The sequence below is a fragment of the Janthinobacterium rivuli genome, assembly GCF_029690045.1.
GTDB classification, from domain to species: domain Bacteria; phylum Pseudomonadota; class Gammaproteobacteria; order Burkholderiales; family Burkholderiaceae_D; genus Janthinobacterium; species Janthinobacterium rivuli.
Genome location: NZ_CP121464.1, coordinates 3,385,181 through 3,409,130 on the forward strand (window position 1 = coordinate 3,385,181; position 23,950 = coordinate 3,409,130).

The 23,950-nt window shown below is 62.2% G+C and carries 23 protein-coding genes; 13 read left to right on the plus strand and 10 right to left on the minus strand.

The window, feature by feature from the left end; genetic code table 11:
- Window positions 1–2: 2 nt before the first annotated feature.
- Together P9875_RS15300 and P9875_RS15305 are read right to left on the minus strand one after the other, a co-directional pair.
- The gene (locus tag P9875_RS15300; protein WP_278315791.1) at window positions 3–485 is read right to left on the minus strand and encodes a hypothetical protein; all 483 of its coding nucleotides are present in this window, start codon (window positions 483–485) and stop codon (window positions 3–5) included.
- A 9-nt stretch (window positions 486–494) separates the two neighbouring features.
- On the minus strand, window positions 495–935 hold the full coding sequence (locus tag P9875_RS15305; RefSeq protein ID WP_278315792.1) for an RDD family protein: 441 nt from the start codon (window positions 933–935) through the stop codon (window positions 495–497).
- Window positions 936–1,323: 388 nt separating this feature from the next.
- Between P9875_RS15305 and P9875_RS15310 the strand changes: the two genes are divergently transcribed.
- Genes P9875_RS15310 through P9875_RS15330 form a run of 5 tightly spaced genes read left to right on the plus strand, consistent with a single transcriptional unit; the run spans window position 1,324 to window position 7,822 of the window.
- Window positions 1,324–2,007 (plus strand): vWA domain-containing protein, encoded by a 684-nt coding sequence (locus P9875_RS15310; RefSeq protein ID WP_035818608.1) that lies wholly within the window; start codon window positions 1,324–1,326, stop codon window positions 2,005–2,007.
- A gap of 3 nt (window positions 2,008–2,010) precedes the next feature.
- On the plus strand, window positions 2,011–2,769 hold the full coding sequence (locus P9875_RS15315; RefSeq protein WP_278315793.1) for a PP2C family serine/threonine-protein phosphatase: 759 nt from the start codon (window positions 2,011–2,013) through the stop codon (window positions 2,767–2,769).
- Window positions 2,766–5,120: a hypothetical protein gene (locus tag P9875_RS15320; protein ID WP_278315794.1), complete on the plus strand. Its 2,355-nt coding sequence runs from the start codon at window positions 2,766–2,768 to the stop codon at window positions 5,118–5,120. The genes P9875_RS15315 and P9875_RS15320 overlap by 4 nt, the downstream gene beginning before the upstream one ends.
- A gap of 9 nt (window positions 5,121–5,129) precedes the next feature.
- A complete protein-coding gene (locus P9875_RS15325; RefSeq protein WP_278315795.1) occupies window positions 5,130–6,476 on the plus strand; it encodes a toxin-antitoxin system YwqK family antitoxin in 1,347 nt (448 codons plus the stop codon).
- Window positions 6,461–7,822, plus strand: a complete 1,362-nt coding sequence (locus P9875_RS15330) for a toxin-antitoxin system YwqK family antitoxin (RefSeq protein ID WP_278315796.1) — start codon at window positions 6,461–6,463, stop codon at window positions 7,820–7,822. Before P9875_RS15325 ends, P9875_RS15330 begins: the two co-directional genes overlap by 16 nt.
- Before the next feature lie 102 nt (window positions 7,823–7,924).
- Here the strand turns inward: P9875_RS15330 and P9875_RS15335 are convergent, their stop codons facing one another.
- The 3 genes from P9875_RS15335 to nadB form a co-directional block, all read right to left on the minus strand.
- On the minus strand, window positions 7,925–8,365 hold the full coding sequence (locus tag P9875_RS15335) for a hypothetical protein (RefSeq protein ID WP_278315797.1): 441 nt from the start codon (window positions 8,363–8,365) through the stop codon (window positions 7,925–7,927).
- Between the two features lie 359 nt (window positions 8,366–8,724).
- Window positions 8,725–9,279: a hypothetical protein gene (locus P9875_RS15340; RefSeq protein ID WP_278315798.1), complete on the minus strand. Its 555-nt coding sequence runs from the start codon at window positions 9,277–9,279 to the stop codon at window positions 8,725–8,727.
- Window positions 9,280–9,305: 26 nt separating this feature from the next.
- Window positions 9,306–10,919: an L-aspartate oxidase gene (gene nadB, locus P9875_RS15345; RefSeq protein WP_034787348.1), complete on the minus strand. Its 1,614-nt coding sequence runs from the start codon at window positions 10,917–10,919 to the stop codon at window positions 9,306–9,308.
- A gap of 205 nt (window positions 10,920–11,124) precedes the next feature.
- On the opposite strand from nadB, the gene P9875_RS15350 reads away from it, so the two are divergent.
- From P9875_RS15350 to P9875_RS15385, 8 genes are all read left to right on the plus strand, one after another.
- Window positions 11,125–12,513, plus strand: coding sequence for a TIGR03013 family XrtA/PEP-CTERM system glycosyltransferase (locus P9875_RS15350; protein ID WP_099401849.1), 1,389 nt, complete (start codon window positions 11,125–11,127; stop codon window positions 12,511–12,513).
- On the plus strand, window positions 12,513–14,612 hold the full coding sequence (gene prsK, locus P9875_RS15355; protein WP_176389615.1) for an XrtA/PEP-CTERM system histidine kinase PrsK: 2,100 nt from the start codon (window positions 12,513–12,515) through the stop codon (window positions 14,610–14,612). Before P9875_RS15350 ends, prsK begins: the two co-directional genes overlap by 1 nt.
- 15 nt (window positions 14,613–14,627) lie before the next feature.
- Complete coding sequence (gene prsR / locus P9875_RS15360) at window positions 14,628–15,998, plus strand: PEP-CTERM-box response regulator transcription factor (protein ID WP_035818636.1); 1,371 nt, start codon at window positions 14,628–14,630, stop codon at window positions 15,996–15,998.
- Window positions 15,999–16,088: 90 nt separating this feature from the next.
- Window positions 16,089–16,532: a hemerythrin domain-containing protein gene (locus P9875_RS15365; RefSeq protein WP_278315799.1), complete on the plus strand. Its 444-nt coding sequence runs from the start codon at window positions 16,089–16,091 to the stop codon at window positions 16,530–16,532.
- Window positions 16,533–16,568: 36 nt separating this feature from the next.
- A complete protein-coding gene (locus P9875_RS15370; protein WP_278315800.1) occupies window positions 16,569–17,480 on the plus strand; it encodes a hypothetical protein in 912 nt (303 codons plus the stop codon).
- Window positions 17,481–17,686: 206 nt separating this feature from the next.
- The gene (locus P9875_RS15375) at window positions 17,687–18,256 is read left to right on the plus strand and encodes a DUF1439 domain-containing protein (protein WP_278315801.1); all 570 of its coding nucleotides are present in this window, start codon (window positions 17,687–17,689) and stop codon (window positions 18,254–18,256) included.
- A gap of 107 nt (window positions 18,257–18,363) precedes the next feature.
- Window positions 18,364–19,134 (plus strand): hypothetical protein, encoded by a 771-nt coding sequence (locus P9875_RS15380; RefSeq protein WP_278315802.1) that lies wholly within the window; start codon window positions 18,364–18,366, stop codon window positions 19,132–19,134.
- A gap of 118 nt (window positions 19,135–19,252) precedes the next feature.
- Window positions 19,253–21,298, plus strand: coding sequence for a M13 family metallopeptidase (locus P9875_RS15385; RefSeq protein ID WP_278315803.1), 2,046 nt, complete (start codon window positions 19,253–19,255; stop codon window positions 21,296–21,298).
- Window positions 21,299–21,329: 31 nt separating this feature from the next.
- Here the strand turns inward: P9875_RS15385 and fdx are convergent, their stop codons facing one another.
- From fdx to P9875_RS15405, 5 genes are all read right to left on the minus strand, one after another.
- Window positions 21,330–21,662, minus strand: a complete 333-nt coding sequence (gene fdx, locus P9875_RS15390; RefSeq protein WP_099401856.1) for an ISC system 2Fe-2S type ferredoxin — start codon at window positions 21,660–21,662, stop codon at window positions 21,330–21,332.
- 261 nt (window positions 21,663–21,923) lie between these two features.
- Entirely contained in the window at window positions 21,924–22,427 is a 504-nt protein-coding gene (locus P9875_RS15395; protein ID WP_278315804.1) for a hypothetical protein, read from the minus strand.
- A 151-nt stretch (window positions 22,428–22,578) separates the two neighbouring features.
- Window positions 22,579–22,725, minus strand: a complete 147-nt coding sequence (locus P9875_RS28735) for a hypothetical protein (protein WP_423221782.1) — start codon at window positions 22,723–22,725, stop codon at window positions 22,579–22,581.
- Between the two features lie 68 nt (window positions 22,726–22,793).
- Window positions 22,794–23,426 (minus strand): carbonic anhydrase, encoded by a 633-nt coding sequence (locus P9875_RS15400; protein ID WP_035818657.1) that lies wholly within the window; start codon window positions 23,424–23,426, stop codon window positions 22,794–22,796.
- 43 nt (window positions 23,427–23,469) lie between these two features.
- Complete coding sequence (locus P9875_RS15405; RefSeq protein ID WP_278315805.1) at window positions 23,470–23,883, minus strand: DUF6331 family protein; 414 nt, start codon at window positions 23,881–23,883, stop codon at window positions 23,470–23,472.
- Window positions 23,884–23,950: the final 67 nt, after the last annotated feature.

Sequence of the window (23,950 nt, forward strand, 5' to 3'; positions counted from 1 at the left end):
CGCTAGCTTGCGGCTGTCCGTCGCGCTCCGTCGGCAATCAGGCTTTGCAGGAGCATGCGCGATTTCGCATCTGTGGCCCGCACGTTATCGAGCCGGGCGAGCAGCTCTGTCGGGTCAAATTTTTTGATTAACTTGCAATAATCTTCTGTTTCTCGCGGACAGAATTCGAGTTCCAGCAACGCAACGGTTTTCGCTGTCAAGCCACGCCGTTGCACCTCGGACAGGAGATCGGCACTTCGCCTTAGCGCCCTGGCGAAAGCACTCTTGATCAGCTTCCCGAAGGGCATGCCAAGGTCTTCTGTGATTACCCGACAGGCGACGCGCACGGCAGTGGCGTTGCCGTTGCGGATATCCAGCACCACCTGCTTGCACACCTGCGACAGGCGCAGCCCGGGATGCGCGATTGGCGGCCCAGAAGCGAACTGGTCCAGCTTTTCTCCAAGGAATTCTTCAAGTTCTTCCAGGCTGGCGATCGGTATCATCATCCAGATTGCTTATTGCAGGGCGGCCGGCACTGCCGTGGTCTTGCGCCGTATCACAGCCGTACCAGCGATCTTGTCGTGCCATCCCTGCTTGCGCGGGTCCCTGGCGACCCAAAGAAATCCCAGGTAAAACGGTAGCGCCGACAGGTAAGCATTGAGGCAGCGTTTGACACACTGGCTGGCAGACGGTTTGCCGCCCGTCTTCGCATCGACAATGATCGCGCCGATGGCCATCTTGCCAGGCGTTGTAGACAGGGCAATCCAAAACGCCAGTTGAATCAGTGGCGGCATGACACATGAAATCATGAAGTGGGCCGGGCCACGGAAAAAGGAATCGGTCAAAAAGTAGCTTTCGCCATAGATGGCTATCAACATCGGTATGATGAAAATCAGCAAGAGCAAGGTGTCGATCAACGTCGCGCCAACGCGCGGCCAAAAGCCGACATAGTCCATTTCAGGGTGCGGTTGCATTACTTTCTTTCCAAAACGTCAGTAGATGGATGGCCGCCAGAGTCGGGGCAGAATGGCGCAGTGTACGAGCTTGTTATTTTCATTGCAAGCCAAGTAACCCCCAATAAATTATTGTGATTTCTGGCTTCCATAACCGGCGCTCTGCGGTGTTGCCCGCTGCTAGCAGTGCTCGCACTGCGTCGCAACGGACGCCTTGCATAGCATCCGGTTCTGTTCGTCATAAATTCACAATAATTTCCTGAGGATTACTTAGCGGTTTTATCAGGTGTTTGATACCGCATGGTGACATCCGAAGCAATCGGACGCATGGAAAACATATCCATAGGGTAAGCTTCGGCCCTAAGCTATTTCGCAACTCTATTAAAAATACATGACTTCCATAATGATCCCCGACGTCGCCCTGGTCGACAATACAGAACAACGCACCCCGCTGGTGCTCGTGCTGGACTGCTCCGGCAGCATGGCTGGTGAACCCGTCTCGCTGCTCAACGAAGGCCTGGCCTTGCTGGAACAGGAACTCAAGTCCGACGTGATCGCCGCCAAGCGCGTGCGCATCCTCGTGATTCAATATGGCGCGCACGATGAAGCCGTGGTGGCCAGCAACTGGTGCGACGCCATGGATTTCACGGCGCCCCAGTTGGAAGCGAACGGCACCACGCCGACCGGCGCGGCCGTCGAACTGGCGCTGGCCGAGATCGAGCAGGAAAAACAGCGTTTCCGCCAGGCAGGCGTGGCGTACACGCGGCCGTGGCTGTTCTTGATGTCGGACGGCGAGCCGACGGACCGCTGGCAGCACGGCGCCGAACAGGCGCGCGCGGCCGAGCAAGCCAATAAGGTGGCGATCTTCCCCATCGCCGTGGGCGACAACGCGAATATCGATTCCCTGGGGCAGTTTTCCAGCCGGGGCGAGCGGGGCGTCAAGCAGCTGAAGGGCTTGCAGTTCCGCGAACTGTTCCTGTGGCTGAGCGCCAGCATGCAGGTGGTGTCGCAATCGCGTCCCGGCGCGCAGGCGCAGCTGGCCTCGACGGACGGCTGGTCCGTCGTAAGCACCTGATCCATGGCCGCAGTACAGAATACCTGGCGCGTGTTTGGCGCCTCCGTCACGGGCAAGGCCCACCTGGATAAAGCCATCCCTTGCCAGGATGCGCACGCGCACGCCGTCGTGGGCGACGTGCTGGTGGCCATCGTCTGCGATGGCGCCGGTTCGGCCCGGCTCAGCGAGCAGGGCGCGCAGTTTGTTGCCGCGCACACCGTGCAGGCGCTGGCCGGCCGGCTGGAGCAGGGCGCCACCGTGCAGGATTTGCATGACGGCGCGCTGGCGGGCACCCTGGCGCAGATCCGCGCCGCCCTGGAAGACATTGCCCGCGCCGCCGACGCTACCCTCGACGACTACGCCGCCACGGTGGTCGGCGTGGTCATGGGGCAAGATACCGGCTTCTTCTTCCACCTGGGCGATGGCCTGGGCGTGGCGCAGCTGGGCGATGGGGGCGAACTGATCTCGCTGCCCGCCAACGGCGAATACGCCAACGAAACCTACTTTATCAGCGGCGAGCGCTGGCGCGAACAGCTGCGCCTGTTGCCGATTCCCCAGTCCGTGCGCGGCGTGGTGCTGATGTCCGATGGCTGCATGCCCTTTGCCATGAGCAAGAACAATGCGGCCCTGTACGCACCCTTCATGGATGCCGTGCAAGGCTATCTGCGCACGGTCGACAGCGTCGAGCTGGGCAACGAAGCACTGGCATCCACCCTGGCCGACCCGCGCACGCACCAGATCACGGGCGACGACAAGACCCTGTTGCTGGCCTTGCGCGCATGAGCCGGAAGCAAGGTGTGACACCGGGGCTGAGTCCGGGTGGAAAAATCTGGCTCGACAAAGTCCGTACGCTGGTGCTGGGCAAACTGATTAAAAGCGGCGGCGCGGGCAGCGTGTATCTGCTGCCGGGCGCGCCGGCGCAGGTCGCCAAGCTGTACCACCCGCACCTGGACCGGGCCGCCAACCGGCGCAAGCTCGAAGCGATGCTGGAATTGTCGCCCGAGCTGCCGGACCAGTTGGAAAACGGCAAGCGCTACGTGCAGATCGCCTGGCCGCAAGCGGCCGTGTTCGACGGCCAGGGCGGCTTCGCCGGTTTCGTCATGCCCTTGCTGGACATGGCGCAGACGGCCGAGCTGGAACAGATCATGCAGGAGCGGCAAGCGCGCGCGGCAGGATTGCCCACGGGACTCGGTCCCAAGCTGACCCTGGCCGCCAACCTGGCCGCCGTCATCGATGCGCTGCACCAGCAGCAGCATTATGTGGTCGATCTGAAACCCGTGAATCTGCGCTTTTACCGCGATTCGCTGTACATCGCCATGCTCGATTGCGACGGTTTCAGCATCCAGGGCCATGCGGAGCGCTTTCCTGCGGAGCAATTCACGGCCGACTATCTGGCGCCGGAATTCCAGCGCAAGGGCATGCCGGCGGGCACGGAAATGGCGCAAGACCGTTTTGCGCTGGCCGTCGTCATCTTCCAGCTGCTCAACTTTGGCATCCATCCGTACAGCGGGCGGCCCGGCAATGCGCAAGTGGCGACCGATATTCCCGGGCGCATCCGCGACGGCTGCTATGCGTATGGGATAAAACGCCACAAGCAGCTGGCGCCGAACGCCACCAGCGGCCACGCGCTGATGCCGCCCGAGCTGCGCGCCATGTTCGACCGTGCGTTTTCGCCATCCCCCAAACCGCAACGGCCATCGGCGGCCGACTGGGCGCAGCTGCTGCGCGGCTATGCACAGCGCAGCGGCGGCAAGCTCGTCGTGTGTGCCGTGAATCCCGAACACCAGCATTTCGCGGGCCAGGGTTGCGCGGCGTGCGCGCGCGACAAGGTCATCGGCGCGGCCGCGCAAGCCTCGGTGCAGGCGCAGCAGATGCAGTTGCAACAGCAATCGTTGCCGCAGCAGCGCAGCGCGCGCGGCGCGCATCATACGGCGCCGGGGCAGACGCCCGTCCGGCTGCCTGCAGGCGGTGGGCAGGCCAATGCGGTCGGCATTTCCGGCAAGGGCTGGGCCGTGGTGGTGCTGCTGATCGTGCTGTTCCTGATTGGCTTTACGGCCTGGACCTCGTCGCCCGATGAAGCCAAGGCCAAGGCCAGCTTGCAGGCGCAAGCCGAGCAGGCGGCTGGCCTGGAAGTGTTTCGCTGGCGCTCGCGCAAGGCGGCCGGTTTCCAGCCGTCCGATGCGCGCAAGGCCGTGCGCAGCCTGTCGCAAGCGATCAGCAAGGGCGACGATGACGCCGTCACGCGCGGCTTGCAGCTGTTGTACCGTTCCGGCCAGGAAAAGGCGTCCGGCTACGGCGTTGACCGCACGCAGGCGCAGCTGCGCGCCTCGTTGCTGGAGGGCCTGGGCTGGGTGCCCGGCTATCAGCCGGGGCTGGTCGCGACCTATCTTGACCTGCTGCAAGCGAACCCGCGCGACCATCTGGTGGCGGCGGCCATGGGCCGCATGCATCTGAGCCTGAACGAACCGCAGGCGGCGCGCCAGTACTTCGAGCAAGCCGTGTGGGCGCACCCGACCGATGGCACGGCCTGGCTCGGCATCGCGGCCGCGGCGCAGCTGCGCGGTGGCGACGAGGCCGATGCGGTGAACCTGGTGGCGCTGGCGCAACTGACGGCTTACCGCTACGCCGTGGAGCATGCCTTGCCGGCCGAGCCAGGTCAGCCGGCCGACAATGGCGTGGCGCGCATGACGCAGCGCATGGATCTGAACGCCAAGGTGCTGCGTCTGGCGCAGCCGGGCGCTTACCAGAAACGCTGGGACAAGGTACTGGCCGAGGGTGCGCTGCTGGCAGCCAGGCTGAAGGCCTTGCCGCCCTTGCGGGACCAGGTCGGCAGTGTACAGCGCGAGACGATGACGACGGTTGCGTATGGCGTGCTGGACGAAAAGCACGCAAGGGGTGAAAACCGCCTGACCCTGACCATCGCGGCCGACGGCACCCTGACCTATGCGGCGGCCGAGTTGCCGATGGAGCCGATGCTCAACAAGGTGCTGCTCGACAGCGTCAAGCGCTGGACTTATTTGCCGGCCGTGCAGCACGGTCAATTGCTGGAATCGAAGGTGGTCGTGCTCGTGCGCTACCGCGATGGCCGGGTCAGCTTTGTGCCGGGCGGCGTGGCCGTCACGGCGGAAAATTAGAGGAATACTATGAAATTCAAGACCTTATGCGCCGTGCTGGGCGCGTCCTTATTGTGGCCCGCGTTGTCGCAGGCGGAGATCGTTCAACGCCAGGTGGTGACAGCCATCGCCGGCGAGCAGGATAGCGAAGGCGCCGACGTGCTGACCGTGGCCGCGAACACGGCTTGCGGCGGCCGCCAAGTGCGCATGGATGCGCGCTCGGTCGGGCTGGACGATGGGCCATACGAAGCGATGAAAGCCCGGCTGGCCAGGCAGATCCTCAGCAAGACGCCCATGCTTGTCACCTTGAAAAAATGCCCGGACGATGCGAGCGTGCCCATCGTGCGCCAGATCGCCGCCTGCACGCCAGCGGCCTGCACCGACGGCCGGGCACGGCTGTACCTGCACGAACGTTTCTACCCCACTGAGCAGGAAAACGCACCGAATGTGCTGCTGTTTCCCTTGCCGAAGGGCAAACTGCCTGGCACGTGGAAGGTGGACATTTATAGTGTGGCCGGGCACAAACTGCGCCTGTCGGGCCAGGTCAACCGCGCCGATTATGCGCAGGGCGAGCTGGTGGGTGGCTATGTCACGTATTACCCGAATGGCAAGATCGAGAAACAGGTGGCGCAGGATGGGCAGGGCCGTCAGCATGGCATCGGCAGCAAGTATTTTCCCGATGGCACGCTGGAGCTGCGCGGTGACTGGCGCCATGGCTTGCCAGAAGGCGAGCATCAACGCTATCACGCTACCGGCAAGTTGAGTGAAACGAGCATCTACCGCGACGGCAAGCAGCTCGACGGGCCAGTGCAGACGTTTGATGAAAATGGCAAGCTGAGTAGCAGCTACACTTTGCGCGGCGGCAAGATGGAAGGCGAGATGCTCACATACTTCCCTGATGGAAAAATCTCCAGCCGCGCGGAAATGCAACACGGCAAGTTCAATGGCGTGAGCACGAATTACTACCCAAATGGCGCCGTGCAAGCCCGGATGACGCAGGTTAACGACTTGCCCACGGGCGAGGCAATGGAATTCTATGCGGACGGCAAGGTGAAAAGCCGCCAGCAATATGGAGACAAGGGCGGGCTGCTCAGTATCCAGCGCTACAGCCCTCAGGGCGTGCTGGTGCTGGAACGGAAATGGGATGCACAACTGCGCGAACAGGGCACGTCGCGCTCGTGGTACGAGAACGGCAAGCCCGAGCATGCGATCGATTACGTGAACGACCGGCGCGACGGCTGGAGCCGCAGCTGGCACGCGGATGGCAGCGTGAAAAGCGAATGCCAGTATGTGGCCGGCAAGGCCCAGGGCGGCTGCGGCGAGGCGCCGCCAGGGCCGGAACTGCAGCGCAAGGAGCAGGCATGGCGCGCCTTGTGAAGCATGTGCTGCTTGCAACGCTGCTGTTGCCGGCGCTGGCCCACGCCGAGATTGAGCAGCGGCAAGTAGTCACCGCGATCAAGGCGACGCCCGACGGCGATGTGCTGACCCTCGCCAGCGACAGCGGCTGCGGCGGCAGGCAGGTGCTGATGAATGCTGTTTCCGTGCGGCTGGATAAGGATCAGTATGTCGCCATGAAGCAGCAATTGGCTCCCTTGATCCGCGACAAGACGCCCTTGCTGATGCGTATCAAATCCTGTCCCGCGCCAGGCGGTGCTGGAGCGCTCGTCATGCCCGAAGTTGGCAAGCTGGGCCGCTGCGAGCCGCAAGCCTGTGCCGATGGCAAGGCGCGCCTGTACCTGAATCACAATCTGACGCGCGGCGAAGTCAAGGAACATGCGCGCTATGCGCTGGTCGTGCCGCTGCCGCCAGGCAAGACGCGCGGCACCTGGCAAGTCGAGGTGGTGCACGCGCGCGAAGGCGAGCCGAAGCGGCTGATTGGCGAGGTCAACGATCCCGATTACCTGCGCGGCAAGCTGGTGGGCAACTACAGCATGTACTACCCGCATGGCCAGGTCGAGATGCAGGTGGAGCAGGATGGCCGCGGCGTGCAGGAAGGTGTGCAGACCCTGTATCGTCCTGAGGGCCAGATTTCCATGCGCAACACGTGGCGCAATGGCGTGCAGGAAGGCGAACAGCGGACCTATCACGATACGGGCAAGCTGAACGAGGCCAGCCAGTACAAGAACGGCGCCCGCGCCGATGGCGTGGTGGAAACCTTCGACGAGGATGGCAAGTTGCGCACGCGCATGACTCAGGTCAAGGGCCAGACGGAGGGCGAGCTGCTGCTATTTTATCCCGATGGCACGGTGGAAAGCCGCAGCCGGTACGAGAACGGCATCCAGTCAGGACCGAGCACCGGCTACTTCCCGGATGGCAAGGTGCAGCGTACAACGCAGTACGTGGACGACAAGCCGGCTGGCGACAGCGTCGAATATTACCCGGATGGCACAGTGGCCAGCAAGCGCAGCCACAGCGGCCACTTCGTCTTGCGCAGCGAACAGCGCTTCAGCCGGGCCGGCGTATTGCTCGTGCACAAACTGTGGAACGACGGCGGGCGCGAGGAGGGCGCATTGCGTTCCTGGTATGCGAATGGCAAGCCGCGTCAATTGATCGAGTATGTGGATGGCGAACGCCAGGGCTGGACGCGGCACTGGCGCGAGGATGGCGGTCTGGAGAGCGAGTGCCGCTATGTGGCGGACGAGGCGCAGGGTAGTTGTACGGGCGCGTCCGCGACGATGTCGTACACGGACGATGGGATTGAGTTTGAGATGCCGGAATCGTGAGCCGGTGAGGCCGTAATGGACCATGGCGCATGGCTGCTTGTGCCGGGCAGGACCTTTTGTGGTCGGCAGCTTTCGCCCTATTGTGTTGAAAAACGCTCGGGTTTACAAGCGCCCGTCGTTAGCACCATGGATCGAAGCACTCGGAAGCAGAAGCCTTGCCTCCCTCATCGGCGCAGCAAACCGTAACACGGCGCCTGACGTTGACAGCACCAAAACCAAGCCGCCCTTGATTGTTATTTGATCAAATGGATTGGATTGATCCGAAACAAACGTCCAGACAGGTTCATGATTTTGCAGCGATTCCAAAACGACTACGCCGATTGAGCCGTGTTCCGCAGCCTCGCCGCACTTAACCATGTACTGTCCACCATACAGCTCCTCTTGCGCCAGAATCGCTACATTGAGCCAACCGCCAAGTTCCTGTTTTTCACGTACTCTGGCCATTCTGGTTTCGTGCACGTCGTACAGATCACCATTGCTGCACAGAAGGCCATTGTGGCTTCGCACCTCCTGGTTCTTCCACTTTGTTGCCATCACTGTCATTGATTCCATACGCAGCTAGCTCTTTCTTTTGGCCTTTTCGTGTTGCAAAATCGATTTGCACTCGTCTGCGGTTGGCACGTTTCTGTCAGTCAGTATGGTATGCCAGCCACCGCAATCAGGGTCAGTGCAACCACACACCGTTGTTCGCACCGGGTGCTGGGTTAATCCATCGCGCTTTTGAATAGCGTTAGTTCGTTCCTGACTCTTGATAAGGTGGACTAGCGCGCCTCGACTCAAAAATTTTCCTGCCATGACTTTCCTCCAGGTGCATTGAACCGCACAAAACGTTAACGTTTTCAATGTCTGTTGTCAAAAGTGATAGGCGTGCGATTCGCCAGAACGTTCGATAGACGGCGGGGTCAGCCGATACGAACTTGAGATGCGCCGGCATCCAATATGCGGAACAGAAAGTCTTCAAGTGCGCTCACCGGCGACGAGCCAAGATCAACCGTCACTTTCCAACCTCCCTCTGTCGGTTCCAGCTCGGACATGAAGTGGACGACGCCGAACAGGCCTTCCTCGGTAGCGACATTTTCGTCGTCGGCGTCGAACCACTTCAGGAACCACGCCTGACAGACGTTTGAAACGGCCTCTTGGCTCAGACCAAGCACTTCGAGTGGCGTCCAGTCCCAAACGAACGGTGAAAGAAGCACTTCAGCTGCACCCGACGCAAAAGTGACTGCCTCAAACTCCAACCGGGTCTCGGAGTCGACTTGAATCGTCTGGCCCGCAGTGATCCCTTCCATTGGGATGACGTCGGCTCTGCAAGGAAGGCCGAGTGCGCCTTCGACGGCCAATGATCCATCGCTTTGCCGGTATGCCGGCTCCACATGCGATTCAAGCTGCGTGGCGACCCGTGCGAGGGTGTCGATGTATGGCGTACGAACGGCGGTGAGGAATTCGGAAATCGTCATGCTGGAATGAGAAGGCTGTTGCTTATTTACCGGTGCGGCGGCGTCAGCACGCTGGCGATCGCCTTCGGCAAGGTTTCCGGATAATCGCGGCTGAAGTGCAGGCCGCGGCTTTCGCGGCGCGACAGGGCGCTGTTGACGATCATCGAGGCCACGTCGACGAGATTGCGCAGTTCCAATAAGTCGTGCGTGATGCGGAAGTTGCGGTAGTACTCGTCGATTTCTTCCTTCAACAGGGCGATGCGGTGCTGGGCCCGCTCCAGGCGCTTGGTCGTGCGCACGATGCCCACGTAATTCCACATGAAGCGGCGCAGTTCGTCCCAGTTGTGGGAAATCACCACTTCTTCATCCGCATCCGTGACCCGGCTTTCATCCCAGTCGGGCAGATATGGCGTGCCCAGCTTTTCCTTGCTTTCGATGTCCTGTGCGCAGGCGCGGCCGATGACGATGCATTCCAGCAAAGAGTTCGACGCCAGACGGTTCGCGCCATGTAAACCCGTGCAGGCCGTTTCGCCGACCGCATACAGGCCCGGCAAGTCGGCCCGGCCCGCCAGATCCGTGACGACGCCGCCGCAGGTGTAATGGGCGGCAGGCACGATGGGGATAGGCTGCTTGGTGATGTCGATGCCCAGCTCCAGGCAGCGCGCGTAGATGGTGGGGAAGTGTTCGATGAGAAATTCGGCCGGCTTGTGGCTGATGTCCAGGTGCACGTAGTCGAGGCCGCGTTTCTTGATCTCGAAGTCGATGGCGCGCGCCACCACGTCGCGCGGCGCCAGTTCGGCCCGCTCGTCGTGGGCCAGCATGAAGCGCTGACCGGCCGCCGCGCCCGCTTCGGGCGGCAGTTTCAGCAAGCCGCCTTCGCCACGGATGGCTTCGGTGATCAAAAACGATTTCGCGTACGGGTGGTACAAACAGGTCGGGTGAAACTGGATGAATTCCATGTTCGACACGCGGCAGCCGGCGCGCCAGGCCATGGCGATGCCGTCGCCGCTGGCCGTGTCGGGATTCGTTGTATATAAATACACCTTGCCGGCGCCGCCCGTGGCCAGCACGGTGTGCTCGGCGGCAAACGTGAGTACCTTGCCGGTTTGCTCATCCTGCACGTACAGGCCGTGGCAATGCGGCTGCGCATTGCGCTGGGTCGGCTTCATGCCCAGCTTGTCGGAAGTGATCAGGTCGATCGCGCAATGGTGTTCGAACAGGCTGATGTTCGGGTGGGCGCGCACCTTTTCTTCCAGGGTCACTTGCACGGCATGCCCGGTGGCGTCGGCCGCGTGGATGATGCGGCGCTGGCTGTGTCCGCCTTCGCGGGTCAGGTGGAAGCCCAGCTCGGCCGTGGCGTCGCGCGTAAATGGCACGCCTTGCTCGATCAGCCATTCGATGGCTTCGCGGCCGTGCTCGACGATGTAGCGCGTGGCGCTCTCGTCACACAGGCCGCCGCCGGCGATCAGGGTGTCTTCGATGTGCTGCTGGTGGCTGTCGCCCGAGTCCAGCACGGCCGCGATCCCGCCTTGCGCCCAGTTGCTGGCGCCATCGAGCAGCGCGCGTTTGGAAATGATCGCGACGGTGCGCGTCTCAGCTAAATGCAGTGCAACCGATAAACCCGCCAGGCCACTGCCGACAATCGCTACATCAAATTTCATGACATTTATCTTTTTTCAGGGGAAGCATACTATAGTCCATTTCACATCAATCGGTAATGTGTTGAGATAAATTCTGCCAGTGAAAGATAGCTGGGGCCGTAGCTTGTGGCGTATCAATGTCCTGCTGGAACAGTTCGCCATGATGGCAAGACCGGCAGCAAGCCGCCTTGTGCGCGGTGTGCCGCCTTTGCCGCAGGAGGCCCCCATGATCCGCATCTTCAGCCATTACGTCTCGAAAACAGCGTTTATCTTGCTGTTGCTCGAAATTATGATCCTGCTGCTGTCGGCCGTCCTGACATCCCTGATGTGGCTGGCGGACGGCAGCCGCGTGCTGCGGGTGAGCGAGGTCTACTTGTCGTCCTCGATCTTCGCCCTGGTCATCGTTTTCAGCATGAGCGCGCTGGGCATGTACCAGCACCGCTCGCGCGAAGACATCCGCAACACGCTATTACGCATCCTGCCGTCGTTCGCGCTGGGTTTTGCCGTGCTGAGCGTGTTGATCCGTTTTATCCCTTCCTTGCATTTCGGGCGCGGCAGCGTGCTGATCTTCGGCCTGGGCGCCATCGGCGTGCTGCTGGCGCGCCTGGTGGTGTTCAAATCCTCGCAATCGGCGCTGATGGAAGGCCGGCTGATCCTCGTGGGCGGCGGGGCACTGGCGCGCGAATGCATGGAACTGGCGGCGAGCAAGATCGGTTTCCATCAGTTTACGGTGGTGGGCTGCATCGATGTGGCTGGCGAGCAACGCTGCGTGCCGGCCTCGGCCTTGCTGCCGGCCGAAGCCTCGCTGCTGGCCATGGCCCAGCGCCATGCCGCGCATGAGATCGTCGTCTCCCTCAGCGACCGGCGCAATGGCGCGTTTCCTGTCAAGCAATTGCTGGAATGCGCGCTGGGCGGCGTCAAGGTGATCGATGCGGCCACGTTTTTCGAGCGCGAAGCGTGCCAGATCCGCATCGATTCCTTGCAACCGAGCTATCTGATCTACGGCGGCGGCTTTGACCAGAGCTTTTTCCGCGCCACATCGAAGCGTTTGTTCGACCTAGCGGCCAGCGGCGTCATCTGTCTGGCCGCGCTGCCCGTGATGCTGGTGACGGCCCTGTGCATCCGCCTGGAAGACGGCGGCCCCGTGTTTTACCAGCAAGAGCGGGTGGGGCGCGACGGCTTGCCCTTCAACGTGCTGAAATTTCGCAGCATGCGCTGCGATGCGGAGCGCGATGGCAAGCCCATCTGGGCGCTGGACAACGATGCGCGCATCACGCGCGTGGGCAAGCTGATCCGCAAGCTGCGCATCGATGAATTGCCACAGATGCTCAATGTGTTTCGCGGCGAGATGAGTTTCGTCGGTCCCCGTCCCGAGCGCGCCTATTTTGTCGAGCAACTGAAGGAGCAGGTGCCGTACTACAACATTCGTCATAATATCAAGCCGGGCATCACAGGCCTGGCCCAGGTGCGCTACCAATATGGCGCTTCCGTCGACGATGCCGTCAAGAAACTGCAATACGATTTGTATTATGTGAAAAACAATAGCCTGTTCCTCGACTTGCTGATCCTGCTCGACACGGTGCAGGTGGTGCTGTTTGGCAAGGGCAGCCGGTGATGCGGCAGCAGTCGGACTGGCTGGCGGCGGCCGACGCGGCGGCCCTCAGCCATGGCCTGGCATCGCTGGCTTTCTTTGTGCTGGCGCTGCTGCTCATCAGCAACTGGCGCGCGCGGCAAAACGTGCGCGCCTTGCTGGTCGCCTGCCTGGCGACGGGCGGCTGGGCGACGGGCACGGTGGTGCTGGTGCTGCTGGGACAGCGCACCGCGCTGGCCGGCGATGCGCTCGAATTGCTGCGCACCCTGGCCTGGCTGGTGTTTTTGCTGCTGCTGATCGAACCGTCGCGGCCCCGTTTGCGCCTGCTGCTGGCCGGCATCGTCCTCACGGCGCTGGCGCCGTGGCTGCTCTCGATGGCCTCATCGTGGCTGGCGCTGCCTTTGCCGGCGCGCATCATCGCCAGTGTCTGCCGGCTGCTGCTGGCCGTGCTGGGCATGTTGCTGGTGGAACAGTGGTACCGCAACACGCCCCCGTTGAAACGCTGGGGCATCAAGTTTGCGTGCCTGGGCGTGGGCGGCCTGTTCGCCTACGATTTTTATCTGTACAGCGACGCCTTGCTGTTTCGCACGATCAATGATGACATCTGGGCCGCGCGCGGCATCGTCGACGCCCTGTGCGCGCCGCTGCTGGCCGTCTCGGCCGCGCGCAATCCGGGCTGGGCGCTGGGCTTGTCCGTCTCGCGCCAGATGCTGTACCGCTCGGCCGCCTTGCTGGGCTCGGCCATCTATTTGCTGGCCATGGCGGCCAGCGCCTATTACTTGCGCTATTTCGGCGGCACCTGGGGTTCCTTCATGCAGATGGCTTACCTGGGCGGCGCGGCCCTGCTGCTGGCTGGTGTGCTGTTTTCCGGCAGCTTGCGCGCCAAGCTCAAGGTTTATATCAATAAAAATTTTTACAATGCCATCTTCGATTACCGCGAGGAATGGCTGAGATTTACGCGCGCGCTGTCCGAAGACGGGCCGGCCTTGGGCGAACGCACGATACAGGCCATGGCGCAGCTGGTGGAAAGCCGCGCCGGCGCGCTGTGGATCTTGCGCGAACAGGGGCAGTTCGCCCCGGCCGCCAGCTGGAACTGGCCGCCTGGCACGTGGAGCGAACCGGCGCTTGGCCCCCTGTGCCAGTTCCTCGAGGCACGCCAGTGGGTGATCGACGTGCCCGATTGCCAGCAAAACCCGCGCCAGTACGGCGGCTTGCGCTTGCCGCCGGCGCTGCTGGCGCTGCCCGACGTCTGGCTGCTGGTGCCCTTGATGCTGCATGGCCAGCTGTTCGCCTTCGTCGCGCTGGCGCGGCCCCGCACGCGCATCGGCCTGAACTGGGAAATCCGCGACGTGCTGAAAATTGCCGGCAGCCAGGCCGCCAGCTACCTGGCGCACCGCGAATCGCTCGATACCCTGACGGTGGCGCGCCAGTTCGACTCGTTCAACCGCATGTCCACTTTTATCGTGCACGACCTCAAAAACCTCGTGTTTCAGCTGTCATTGTTGTTAAGCAATGCTGAAAAACACCGCGCCAATCCCGCTTTCCAGGAAGACATGCTGGGCACCCTGGACCATTCCGTGCAAAAAATGAAGACCTTGCTGCAGAAACTGGCGCGTGGCGAAGCGCCGGAAGCGCCCGCGCCGCTGCAGCTGGACGGCTTGCTGCGCCAGGCCGTTGCCGCCAAGGCCAGCCTGGCGCCGGCGCCCCGGCTGGAAATCGTCGATGGCGAGCTGACGGTGCTGGCCAACCGCGCGCGCCTGGAACGGGTGCTGGGGCACTTGATCCAGAACGCCATCGAAGCGACGGCCAGCGACGGCAAGGTGGCCGTGCGGCTGCGGCGCGTGCAGCACACGGCCGTCGTCGAGCTCGACGATACGGGGCAGGGCATGAGCGAGCAATTCATCCGCGACCGTTTATTTACACCGTTCGACACGACCAAGACGGCGGGCATGGGCATTGGCGTGTTCGAAAGCCGAGAGTACCTGCGCGAAGTGGGTGGCAGCCTGGAAGTGCGCAGCGAGCCGCAAGTGGGCACGACGTTTCGCGTGATCTTGCCGCTGCATGCGGCCATGGGGTCTGACCCGCCGGGTCATACCCCAGATTTCCGCTGTTCTACCCGTTGACTGGAGTGCATACGTATGGCGAAACAAAAACTGCTGGTCATCGAAGACGATCCCGGCCTGCAAAAGCAGTTGCACTGGAGCTTTGACGGTTACGAGGTGCTGCTGGCGGGTGAGCGCGAGGCGGCGCTGGCGCTGGTGCGGCGCCACCAGCCGGCCGTCGTGACGATGGACCTGGGCTTGCCGCCCGACCCGGACGGTGCCACGGAAGGCCTGGCCACCCTGCAGCAAATCCTCGCGCTGGCGCCGGACACGAAAGTCATCATCCTGTCGGGCAACCAGGAGCGCGCGCATGCCTTGAAAGCCATCGCGCTGGGCGCCTACGATTTCCACCAGAAACCGTTCGAGGCCGACATGCTGGGCCTCGTCATCGCCCGCGCGTTTTATCTGCATGCGATGCAGCAGGAAAACCGCCGCATGCTGCAAACGCAGGCCGATTCTCCTTTGGCCGGCATCGTCAGCCGCGATCCGGGTATGCTGAAATTGTGCCGCAACGTGGAAAAAGTCGCGCCCTCATCGGCCAGCGTGATGCTGCTCGGTGATTCGGGCAGCGGCAAGGAACTGATCGCGCGGGGCCTGCACGCGCTGTCGAGCCGCCATGCGCAACGCTTTGTCGCCATCAATTGCGCAGCGATTCCCGAGAACCTGCTGGAAAGCGAGCTGTTCGGCTACGAGCGGGGGGCGTTTACGGGCGCGGCGCGGCAAACCTTGGGCAAGATCGAACTGGCCCACGGCGGCACCTTCTTTCTCGACGAGATCGGCGACATGCCGATGGGCCTGCAGGCGAAACTGCTGCGCTTCCTGCAGGAACGGGTCATCGAGCGCGTGGGCGGGCGCGCCGAGATCGCCGTCGACGTGCGCATCGTCTGCGCCACGCACCAGGATCTGAAGGTGCTGGCGGAACAGGGGCGTTTCCGCGAAGACCTGTTTTACCGCCTCAGCGAAATCGTCCTGCGCATTCCGCCGCTGCGCGAGCGGGCTGGCGATGCGGCCTTGCTGGCCCACCATTTCAAGAACAAGTTCTGCGCCAGCGAAGGGCGCAGCAACCTGCATTTCAGCGCGGGCGCGCTGCAGCTGATCGAAAGCTATGGCTGGCCCGGCAATGTGCGCGAAGTGGAAAACTGCATCAAGCGGGCCGTCATCATGTGCGACGGGCCACAGATCGCGGCCGATGACCTGGGCTTGCCCGCCAGCGCCCAGGCCACCCCCGCCGATGAATCCATCAATCTGCGTCAGGCGCGCGAAGCGGCCGAATACAAGGTGATGGTGCGCGCGCTGGCGCGGGCCGACGGCAATATCGCCAGGGCGGCCGAGCTGCTGGGCGTGAGCCGGCCCACCCTGTACGACCTGATGGGCCATCACGGCATCAAGTCGCAGCTTAATAGCTGAGTGTATTAAAAATCAAGATTGTGTAAGGCGTCGCACATACGCTGGCGCCGCCGTGGCGCATCCTTGCCTCATCCACAACAAGGAGGCGCCATGAACGCGATCACATTATTGATGCAGGACCACAAGGCCGTCAAAGCCCTGTTTGCCCAGTATGAAGGCTTGAGCGACCGCTCATTTGCCACCAAGAAAAAGCTGGCCGACGAGATCTGCCAGGAACTCACCGTGCACACGCAACTGGAAGAAGAAATCTTCTATCCGGCCGTGCGCCGTCCCATCCACGATGGCGACCTGATGGATGAAGCCGTCGTCGAGCACGCCAGCGCCAAGGAGCTCATCGCGCAGATTGCCGCGATGGACCCGGCCGACGACCTGTACGACGCCAAGGTCAAGGTGCTGTCCGAGCAGATCGAGCACCACGTCAAGGAAGAAGAGGGCGACATGTTTCCCAAGGTGCGCGAGACGGCCGTCGACCTCGACGCGCTGGGCCAGGAAATGGCCGCGCGCAAGGAGCAACTGACGGGCGTGGCCGCCTGAACGGCTTAAAAAAATCAACAACCAAGGGAGTATTCCATGCAAGCTACACCATTGTCCGTGTCGGACCTGAACAATCCGGGCGTGTCCTGGGGCGCCGTGCTGGCGGGCGCTGCCGCTGCGGCCGCCTTGTCCTTCATCCTGCTGATCCTCGGCGTGGGCCTGGGCCTGTCGTCCGTGTCGCCATGGTCGTTCAACGCGACGGCCATCGGCGTGTCGACCATCGCTTGGCTGGCTTTCATGCAACTGGCCGCCTCCGGCATCGGCGGCTACATGGCGGGCCGCCTGCGCGTGAAATGGAGTTCCATCCACACGGATGAGGTGCATTTCCGCGATACGGCCCATGGCTTGCTGGCCTGGGCCGTGGCCACCCTGATCACCGTGGCCGTGCTGGCCGGCGGCACGCGCGCCGTCCTGAGCGGCGCCATCGATGCGGGCAGCGGCGTGGCGGCGGCGGTGTCCCCGGCTGCGGCGGCCGGTGCCGGGGCTGCAGGCGCCAAGGCGGGCGAGGGCAGCGACGCGAATCCGCTCGACTATTTCTCCGACATGCTGCTGCGTGCCGCACCGGCGGCTGGTGCGGGCGAAACGGGTGGCACGGTCACCGAGCAGCGCGTGGAAACCGGCAGGATCTTCGCAACAAGCTTGTCCACGGGCAGCCTGGCCGCCGATGACCGCGCCTATCTGGGCCAGGTCGTGGCCAGCCGCACGGGCCTGACGCAGGCGGAAGCGGAAGCGCGCGTCGACGCCGTCTACGCCCGCGCCGCCAAGGCCGCCGCCGATGCCAAGGCGCGTGCCCAGCAAGCGGCTGACACGGTCCGCAAGGCTGGCGCGCATACGGCGTTGTGGATGTTCGTCGCCTTGCTGCTGGGCGCTTTCGTGGCCAGCCTGGCGGCAACGTTTGGCGGCCGCCAGCGCGACCATGAACGAGTGCTGCGCCACGTGACCATTTAAGCCACCCATACAATCAAGGAGTCTGCCATGCGTTCCATCCTCTTGCTGCTGCTGGGTATTCCATTGCCCATCGTCATACTGATCGCCCTGTTCGTACGCTGACAAGGCCAACACGAGAACCGGCGCCCGCTGCGAGGTGGGCGCCGGTTTTTGCGTGAAAGCGGGCGCATGTGTAAGATGGCGCCATCTTTCCACCGAGACTATCCATGACCTTGACCGCCATCCGCCCCTTGCTGAAAACCGCCGCGATCGCCGCCTTTGCTTGTACCGTGCTGGCTGCGTGTTCCACCCTGATCGGCCCGCGCGACGTGAATGTGTCGCTGAGCAAGATGCAGCAAGGCCTGGAGCGCCGCTTTCCCATCGACAAGCGTGTGCTGTCCGTGCTGGACGTCAAGCTGACCCGCCCGCAACTATCCTTGCAGCCCGAGCGCGAAAGAGTCGCCCTCAGCGTGGACGCCAGCGTCTTGCCGCCATTCATACGCCAGAGCTGGCGCGGCAGCCTGTCCATGTCGGGCCGCCTCGTGCTCGACGCCCAGCGCAATGCCGTCTACCTGAGCGAGGCGAGCGTGGACAAGGTCACCATCGACGGCATGGACGAGTCGCAGCAGCGCCAGTTCGCCAAGGTGGCCAGCCTGGTGGCCGACCAGCTCATGCATGAAACGCCCATCTACACCTTCAAACCCGACGAATTGCGTTACGCGGGCGTGCAATTCGTGCCGACGCAGATCAGGACCACGGGCAACGGCTTGACGGTGACGTTTGAGCCGGTGAAGTAAAGCCGGAGCCGAACCGCCCCCGTGCATGCGCCTGGCCGGCATGGATAGATATTGTGCTATAGTAATATTTACTTAAATAGTAACTTTTACTGATCTCGGGGCGAGCAATGATGTATATCAGCACGGCAGGAATTCAACGCGGGGCGCTGTCTGCCGCGGAAGGCAGCAAGCCATCCTCGGACAAGGTCCAGGCCACACAGGCGCCGGCCGGCGCTGGCGCCGTGGCGGACGATGTCGTCATTTCGACCCTGGCCGGGCGCCTGGCGAAAGCTTCGGAGGCCACCAGTGCCACCATCCGGGGCTTCGATCATGCGGCGCTGGGTGCGTGGGTGAATGGCAATACCGACGACATCTTGTATCCGCTGGATGCCGAACACAAGGCGGCCGCCGCCAAACAGCTGCCGCAACCGAATGACGCGGCATCGGCAAAGTCGGCCGCCGCTGCCACCGCTTATGTCGACCGGAAGGGCCCGAATCCGTTTGCGGGCTTGTCGCGCGAGCAATTGTCCGCCATTTCGAACGATGACAGCGGGACCTTTACCGTCAACGAGCGGCGCGCCGCCTTTATGCAGGCGTATCAGGAAGAAGAGGCCTGGCGCACCCAGGTCGTGGCGCAAGCCATGCATGAATATAATACCACCGGCAAGACGACCAATTTCTTCAAGTCGGTGCTGGCGCATTTCAATACATTGCCGCGTCTGGAGCAATCGCAGTATCCTGCCAATTATGCGAGCGACCTGGAAGACAAGATCAAGCTCGATTTTAATTATTTCAATCATGCGGCCGGCAATGGCGGGCCAACGCCGGGTTCGCTTGCGGATCTGCTGAAAAATCAGGGTAAAAAGACGGCGGACCTGTTCGATCTCCTGAGCCGCTGATTCCCGTAGTTATTCAACTGTCATTGTTGCGCAGCAAGCACGCGGACTATAATCCAGCCTCTCATGCCTGGACAAGCATGTTCCCCAACATGAAGTGAAAACAACTAAAGGAATCTTCGTGAAACGTTCGCTGATCAGCGCCGCCTGCTGCGCCTTGCTCGCCTTATCTTCGCCGTCGCTGTACGCCCAAGCCTCCAATGCCGGCGCGCCCGTCTCCGGCATCGACCTGAAAACGCTGGACCCGGCAGTGAGCCCCCGGGATGACTTCTACGGCTACGTCAACGGCGTCTGGACCCGCAACACGGACATCCCGGCCGACAAATCCGTCTGGGGCACCTACATCGAATTGCGCGAAATCGCCCAGGGCCAGTTGCGCGGCCTGATCGACGCGACCCTGAAAAATCCCGGCAAGCCCGGCAGCGAAGCGCACAAGATCGCCGACCTGTACACGAGCTTCATGAACGACAAGGCACGCAACGCGGCCGGCTTCAAGCCGCTGCGCGCCGAGCTGGCCCGCGTCGCCGCCGTGAAAGACAAGAAAGACTTGCCGGCGCTGCTGGCCTATCTGCAAGGCAATGGCGTTGCCACGCCGTTTTCCGCCTATGTGGCGCCCGATGCGCAAGACCCCGAGCGCTACACGGTCAACATCAGCCAGTCCGGCCTGGGCTTGCCTGACCGCGATTACTACCTGAAGGATGACGACGCCAAGCTGCAAGCCGTGCGCGCCAAGTACCTCAAGCATATCGAGACCATGCTGGCCATGAGCGGCGACAAGGCCGCTGCCGCCCACGCGGCGCAGATACTCGACATTGAAACACGCCTGGCGGCCGTGCAGTGGACGCGCGTGCAGATGCGCGACCCCGTCAAATCGTACAACCGGGTCGATTTCGACAAATTTACGGCACTGGCGCCGGCCTTCGACTGGAACGCGTATTTCACGGCCGCCGGCCTCGCGCCAAAGGCTACTTCTGCCGTCGTGCGCCAGCCCAGCTTCATGACGGGCTTTGCCGAGACCGTGGCCGCCGTGCCGCTGGCATCGTGGAAGAGCTATCTGAACTGGCGCGTCATCGAAAGCTACGCCTCCTTCCTGGACAGCGCCACCGTCAAGGAACGCTTTGCCTTCGACGGCACGGTGCTGCGCGGCGTGCCGCAAAGCGAACCGCAGTGGCAGCTGGCGCTGCGCTTCACGGATGGCGCCATCAGCGACGCCGTCGGCAAGCGCTACGTGGAAATGTATTTGCCGCCGGAAACCCGGCCCCGCGTGATGGCCATGTTCGACAATTTCGTCGCCTCGTTCAAGGATGGCATCGAGCAGCTTGACTGGATGGGCCCGGAAACCAAGAAGGAAGCCCAGCTCAAGCTGGCAGCGTTGAAGCCGAAGATCGCCTACCCCGATAGCTGGCGCGACTACGGCAGCATGAAGACGCAGCCAAACGACCTGATCGCCAACGTGCGCGCCGCGCGCGCGTGGAGCCGCCAGCAAAACCTGGCCAAGCTGGGCAAGCCGGTGGACCGCGACGAATGGTCGATGACGCCGCAAACCGTCAACGCCAGCTACAGCCCGGCCCTCAACGCCATCACGATCCCGGCCGCCATTTTGCAGCCGCCATTTTTCAACGTGAAGGCGGAAGATGCCGTCAATTACGGCTTGCTGGGCATCACCTTCGGCCATGAAATCAGCCATGCCTTCGACGATTCCGGCAGCCAATATGACGCCAAGGGCCGTTTGCGCAACTGGTGGACGGCAGAAGACCGCACGGCCTTCAAGGCGCTGGCCGCCGGCCTCGTCAAGCAATACGGCGCCTACAGCCCCGTGCCGGGCTACCACATCAATGGCGAGCTGACCCTGGGTGAAAACATCGGCGACAATTCCGGCCTGTCGATCACCTACAAGGCCTACCAGCGCTCGTTGAACGGCAAGCCGTCGCCCGTCATCGATGGCTTGACGGGCGAACAGCGCCTGTACATCGGCTTTGCGCAGAAATGGCGCGCGAAATTGCGTCCCGAAGCGGCCATCGCGCAGATCAAGAGCGATCCGCATTCGCCGGGCGAATTCCGCGCCAAGGGCACGGTCAAGAACCAGCCCGGCTTCTACGAAGCGTTCGGCATCAAGCCGGGCGACCCGATGTATCTGCCGCCCGAGCAGCGCGTGATCATGTGGTAAGGATGGTTTAAGCAGCTCACCGCGCCGGGGACTATTCCTTGGCGTGGTTCAGCGTGTACCGGGGCAGTTCCAGCGTCAGGTCTGCGTTTGACACGCGGGCCTGGCACGACAGGCGCGAGTGGGGCTGCAAGCCCCAGGCCTGGTCGAGCATGTCTTCCTCATTGTCGCCCAGTTCGTTGAGCGAGTCGAAACCCTGCACCACGACCACGTGGCAGGTGGAACAGGCACCCACCTGGCCGCAGGCGTGTTCGATATCTATTTTGTTGCGCTGCAATGCATCGCAAATGCTCATGTTCTCGGGCGCGTCGAACACGGCGCCTTCCGGCGCCAGCTCGGGATGGGGCAGGACGGTGATTTTTGGCATGCGGGATTCTCCTTGATGTCGCTTGAATACCGCTACCTTGAACCTTCCCGCCTTGATAAGGTCAAGCGCAACTTGCGCCTGAATTCTGCGTGGCGATGGCCAACGTGCCGGCCCCAACTGCGCTCATGCCAGGATTCTGAAGCGCGATGTGGAGTAGAGGGAAAACGGAAAAAATCGGGCGCTAAGCCAAGCTGTTCTGAAGCCCAGACGTAATCTCTTTTCAGATTGATGTATTTCCAGTCGGCCCAAGTGCTCAGGCGACTATAACGGGATGGCCCGTAATTCGCCCGTGCGCCCCATTTCAACGATACGTTTGAGTGTCACGCGCTTGAACACCGGCCTGCATGGACCGCAGTAGAAATCTTTGATGCCCACTTTCCCCGAGATCGACTGCGGACGCACGACGCCGCTGAAGATGAGCACTTGCACAGCTTCGCGGTCGGGCGCTCCTTTCACAGGATTGGTGGCCAGTCCGCTGGAGTACTCGGCGGTGAAGGTCAGCAATTTTTTCTTCGTATCGTATGTCATCTCTTTGATGGTGGCTCTGACCGGTTCGGAGGTGCCGATGGCGACAGCGACATGGCCTATCGTTTCCGCTACGCGTTGGTAAAGCACGATGTCGTATCCGGAGACAAAATGTGGATCGTCAGCGCCTTCGGTCCGCATATTCGAGTAGTAGCCAATCAGGCGCGCCGGCACGGACACTACAGCGTGCGCCGTCGGCAGGAGACATGCGGCGATCAGAAAGGCGGCGAAAAATTTCATATGAATGTCCCGTAGTTGACCAGTGCGGTTTATCGGCATTTCCGCCAACGTATTTTTTAACGCCATAAGTCAACCCAACTGCTTTGAGCTGCAAGTTCATGCGTTGTCGGATCTTCGGCGAGCGCCGTCTGCGCCGTCGCCGCCAGACCGTTCATGCCAGCGGTGGCCAGTTGACTTGGCGCGCAGCAAGCGTCTCGTCGCCGAAGCGCTTGCGCCAACTGAACAGCTGATTGGTGTTGATCTTCAGAACGCGGGCAAGCAGCGAAACGGATGCCCTGTCAACCTGAGTACGCGCCACAGCGGCACGCTTGAATTCATCGCTGTGCTGGCGATACGGGGGAAGACGGTGGTGGGCCGACGCTTGCCTTACATCTTCGAGGCCGGATGTTCCGCCAGCGGGACAAACTGGCCGGTAGCCTCGTCGAGCGCATCGAGCGAGCCATTTTCGATGTCATACACCCAGCCATGCAGGGTCAGGCGTTTTTGCGTGATGCCCAGCGCCACCGAAGGGTGGGTGCGGATGTTGTTGAGTTGCGCCACCACGTTGGCCCGCACCATGCCGTCGATGCGCTCCTGTTCCGTGGCATGCTCGATCGATTCATTGATCATGCGCGCCGCATCCGCGTGCCGCAGCCAGTTCTTGACCGCCGGCATGTGTTCGAGGCAGGTGCAGGTGGCGATGGCTTTCATCGCGCCGCAATCGGAATGGCCGCAAATGACGATGTCCGTCACATTCAGGGCGGCAACGGCAAATTCGACGGACGCGCTCACGCCGCCCGGTTCCGGGCCAAACGAGGGTACGATGTTGCCCGCGTTGCGGATGACGAACAGTTCGCCAGGTTCGCGCTGCGTCACCAGTTCCGGCACCATCCTGCTGTCGGAGCAGGAAATGAACAGGGCCTTGGGCGTCTGTCCCGTGGCCAGGCTCTTGAACAGCTCTCGGCGTTCAGGAAAGACTTCCTTCTGGAAACGTAGAAATCCGGCAATGATGTCGCGCATAAATAAAAGAAAAGAGTGGTGTGAGCCCGTATTATCGCCGATGTCAGCGCGGCTGGCTTGCCGCCTGGCCGCTTCGCGGGCCGGCAAGGCAGCGCTCGAGATGCCCGAGCAACTGCAGGAACACGCGTTTATCCGCAATATGATTCATCGTGTTGCTCGTCAATACGTCGCTGCCGGCCACGGCCACGGCAGCGCGGGCTTGCAAGCAGGCAGCGTGCAGTTGCGCGCGGTCAAGCTCAAGCAGGGCCGTATCGATACTTTCGCACGTGAAATCGAAGGCGTCGATGCCGCAGCAGCCGGCGTCACAATGCGTTTCCAGGCGGCAGATCAGCGGCCATAATCCGGCCAGCAGGGCGTCGATGTCGAGCGCCTGCTCGTAGCGGCCGTCAAGGCTGATGAACTCGATCCATGTCTCATCGCCGATCTGGATATCGTGCTTGCGGTCGCGTTCGGTCATTTTGTAAATTCTCCTGGTGGGGACATCGCATTATAAAAAAAACCGCCCGAAGGCGGTTTTGTCAAAG

Coding starts and splice junctions, on each gene's coding strand:
- P9875_RS15300 (WP_278315791.1), bottom strand. CDS start 485: ATGATGATACCGATCGCCAGCCTGGAAGAACTTGAAGAATTCCTTGGA.
- P9875_RS15305 (WP_278315792.1), bottom strand. CDS start 935: ATGGACTATGTCGGCTTTTGGCCGCGCGTTGGCGCGACGTTGATCGAC.
- P9875_RS15310 (WP_035818608.1), top strand. CDS start 1,324: ATGACTTCCATAATGATCCCCGACGTCGCCCTGGTCGACAATACAGAA.
- P9875_RS15315 (WP_278315793.1), top strand. CDS start 2,011: ATGGCCGCAGTACAGAATACCTGGCGCGTGTTTGGCGCCTCCGTCACG.
- P9875_RS15320 (WP_278315794.1), top strand. CDS start 2,766: ATGAGCCGGAAGCAAGGTGTGACACCGGGGCTGAGTCCGGGTGGAAAA.
- P9875_RS15325 (WP_278315795.1), top strand. CDS start 5,130: ATGAAATTCAAGACCTTATGCGCCGTGCTGGGCGCGTCCTTATTGTGG.
- P9875_RS15330 (WP_278315796.1), top strand. CDS start 6,461: ATGGCGCGCCTTGTGAAGCATGTGCTGCTTGCAACGCTGCTGTTGCCG.
- P9875_RS15335 (WP_278315797.1), bottom strand. CDS start 8,365: ATGACAGTGATGGCAACAAAGTGGAAGAACCAGGAGGTGCGAAGCCAC.
- P9875_RS15340 (WP_278315798.1), bottom strand. CDS start 9,279: ATGACGATTTCCGAATTCCTCACCGCCGTTCGTACGCCATACATCGAC.
- nadB (WP_034787348.1), bottom strand. CDS start 10,919: ATGAAATTTGATGTAGCGATTGTCGGCAGTGGCCTGGCGGGTTTATCG.
- P9875_RS15350 (WP_099401849.1), top strand. CDS start 11,125: ATGATCCGCATCTTCAGCCATTACGTCTCGAAAACAGCGTTTATCTTG.
- prsK (WP_176389615.1), top strand. CDS start 12,513: ATGCGGCAGCAGTCGGACTGGCTGGCGGCGGCCGACGCGGCGGCCCTC.
- prsR (WP_035818636.1), top strand. CDS start 14,628: ATGGCGAAACAAAAACTGCTGGTCATCGAAGACGATCCCGGCCTGCAA.
- P9875_RS15365 (WP_278315799.1), top strand. CDS start 16,089: ATGAACGCGATCACATTATTGATGCAGGACCACAAGGCCGTCAAAGCC.
- P9875_RS15370 (WP_278315800.1), top strand. CDS start 16,569: ATGCAAGCTACACCATTGTCCGTGTCGGACCTGAACAATCCGGGCGTG.
- P9875_RS15375 (WP_278315801.1), top strand. CDS start 17,687: ATGACCTTGACCGCCATCCGCCCCTTGCTGAAAACCGCCGCGATCGCC.
- P9875_RS15380 (WP_278315802.1), top strand. CDS start 18,364: ATGATGTATATCAGCACGGCAGGAATTCAACGCGGGGCGCTGTCTGCC.
- fdx (WP_099401856.1), bottom strand. CDS start 21,662: ATGCCAAAAATCACCGTCCTGCCCCATCCCGAGCTGGCGCCGGAAGGC.
- P9875_RS15395 (WP_278315804.1), bottom strand. CDS start 22,427: ATGAAATTTTTCGCCGCCTTTCTGATCGCCGCATGTCTCCTGCCGACG.
- P9875_RS15400 (WP_035818657.1), bottom strand. CDS start 23,426: ATGCGCGACATCATTGCCGGATTTCTACGTTTCCAGAAGGAAGTCTTT.
- P9875_RS15405 (WP_278315805.1), bottom strand. CDS start 23,883: ATGACCGAACGCGACCGCAAGCACGATATCCAGATCGGCGATGAGACA.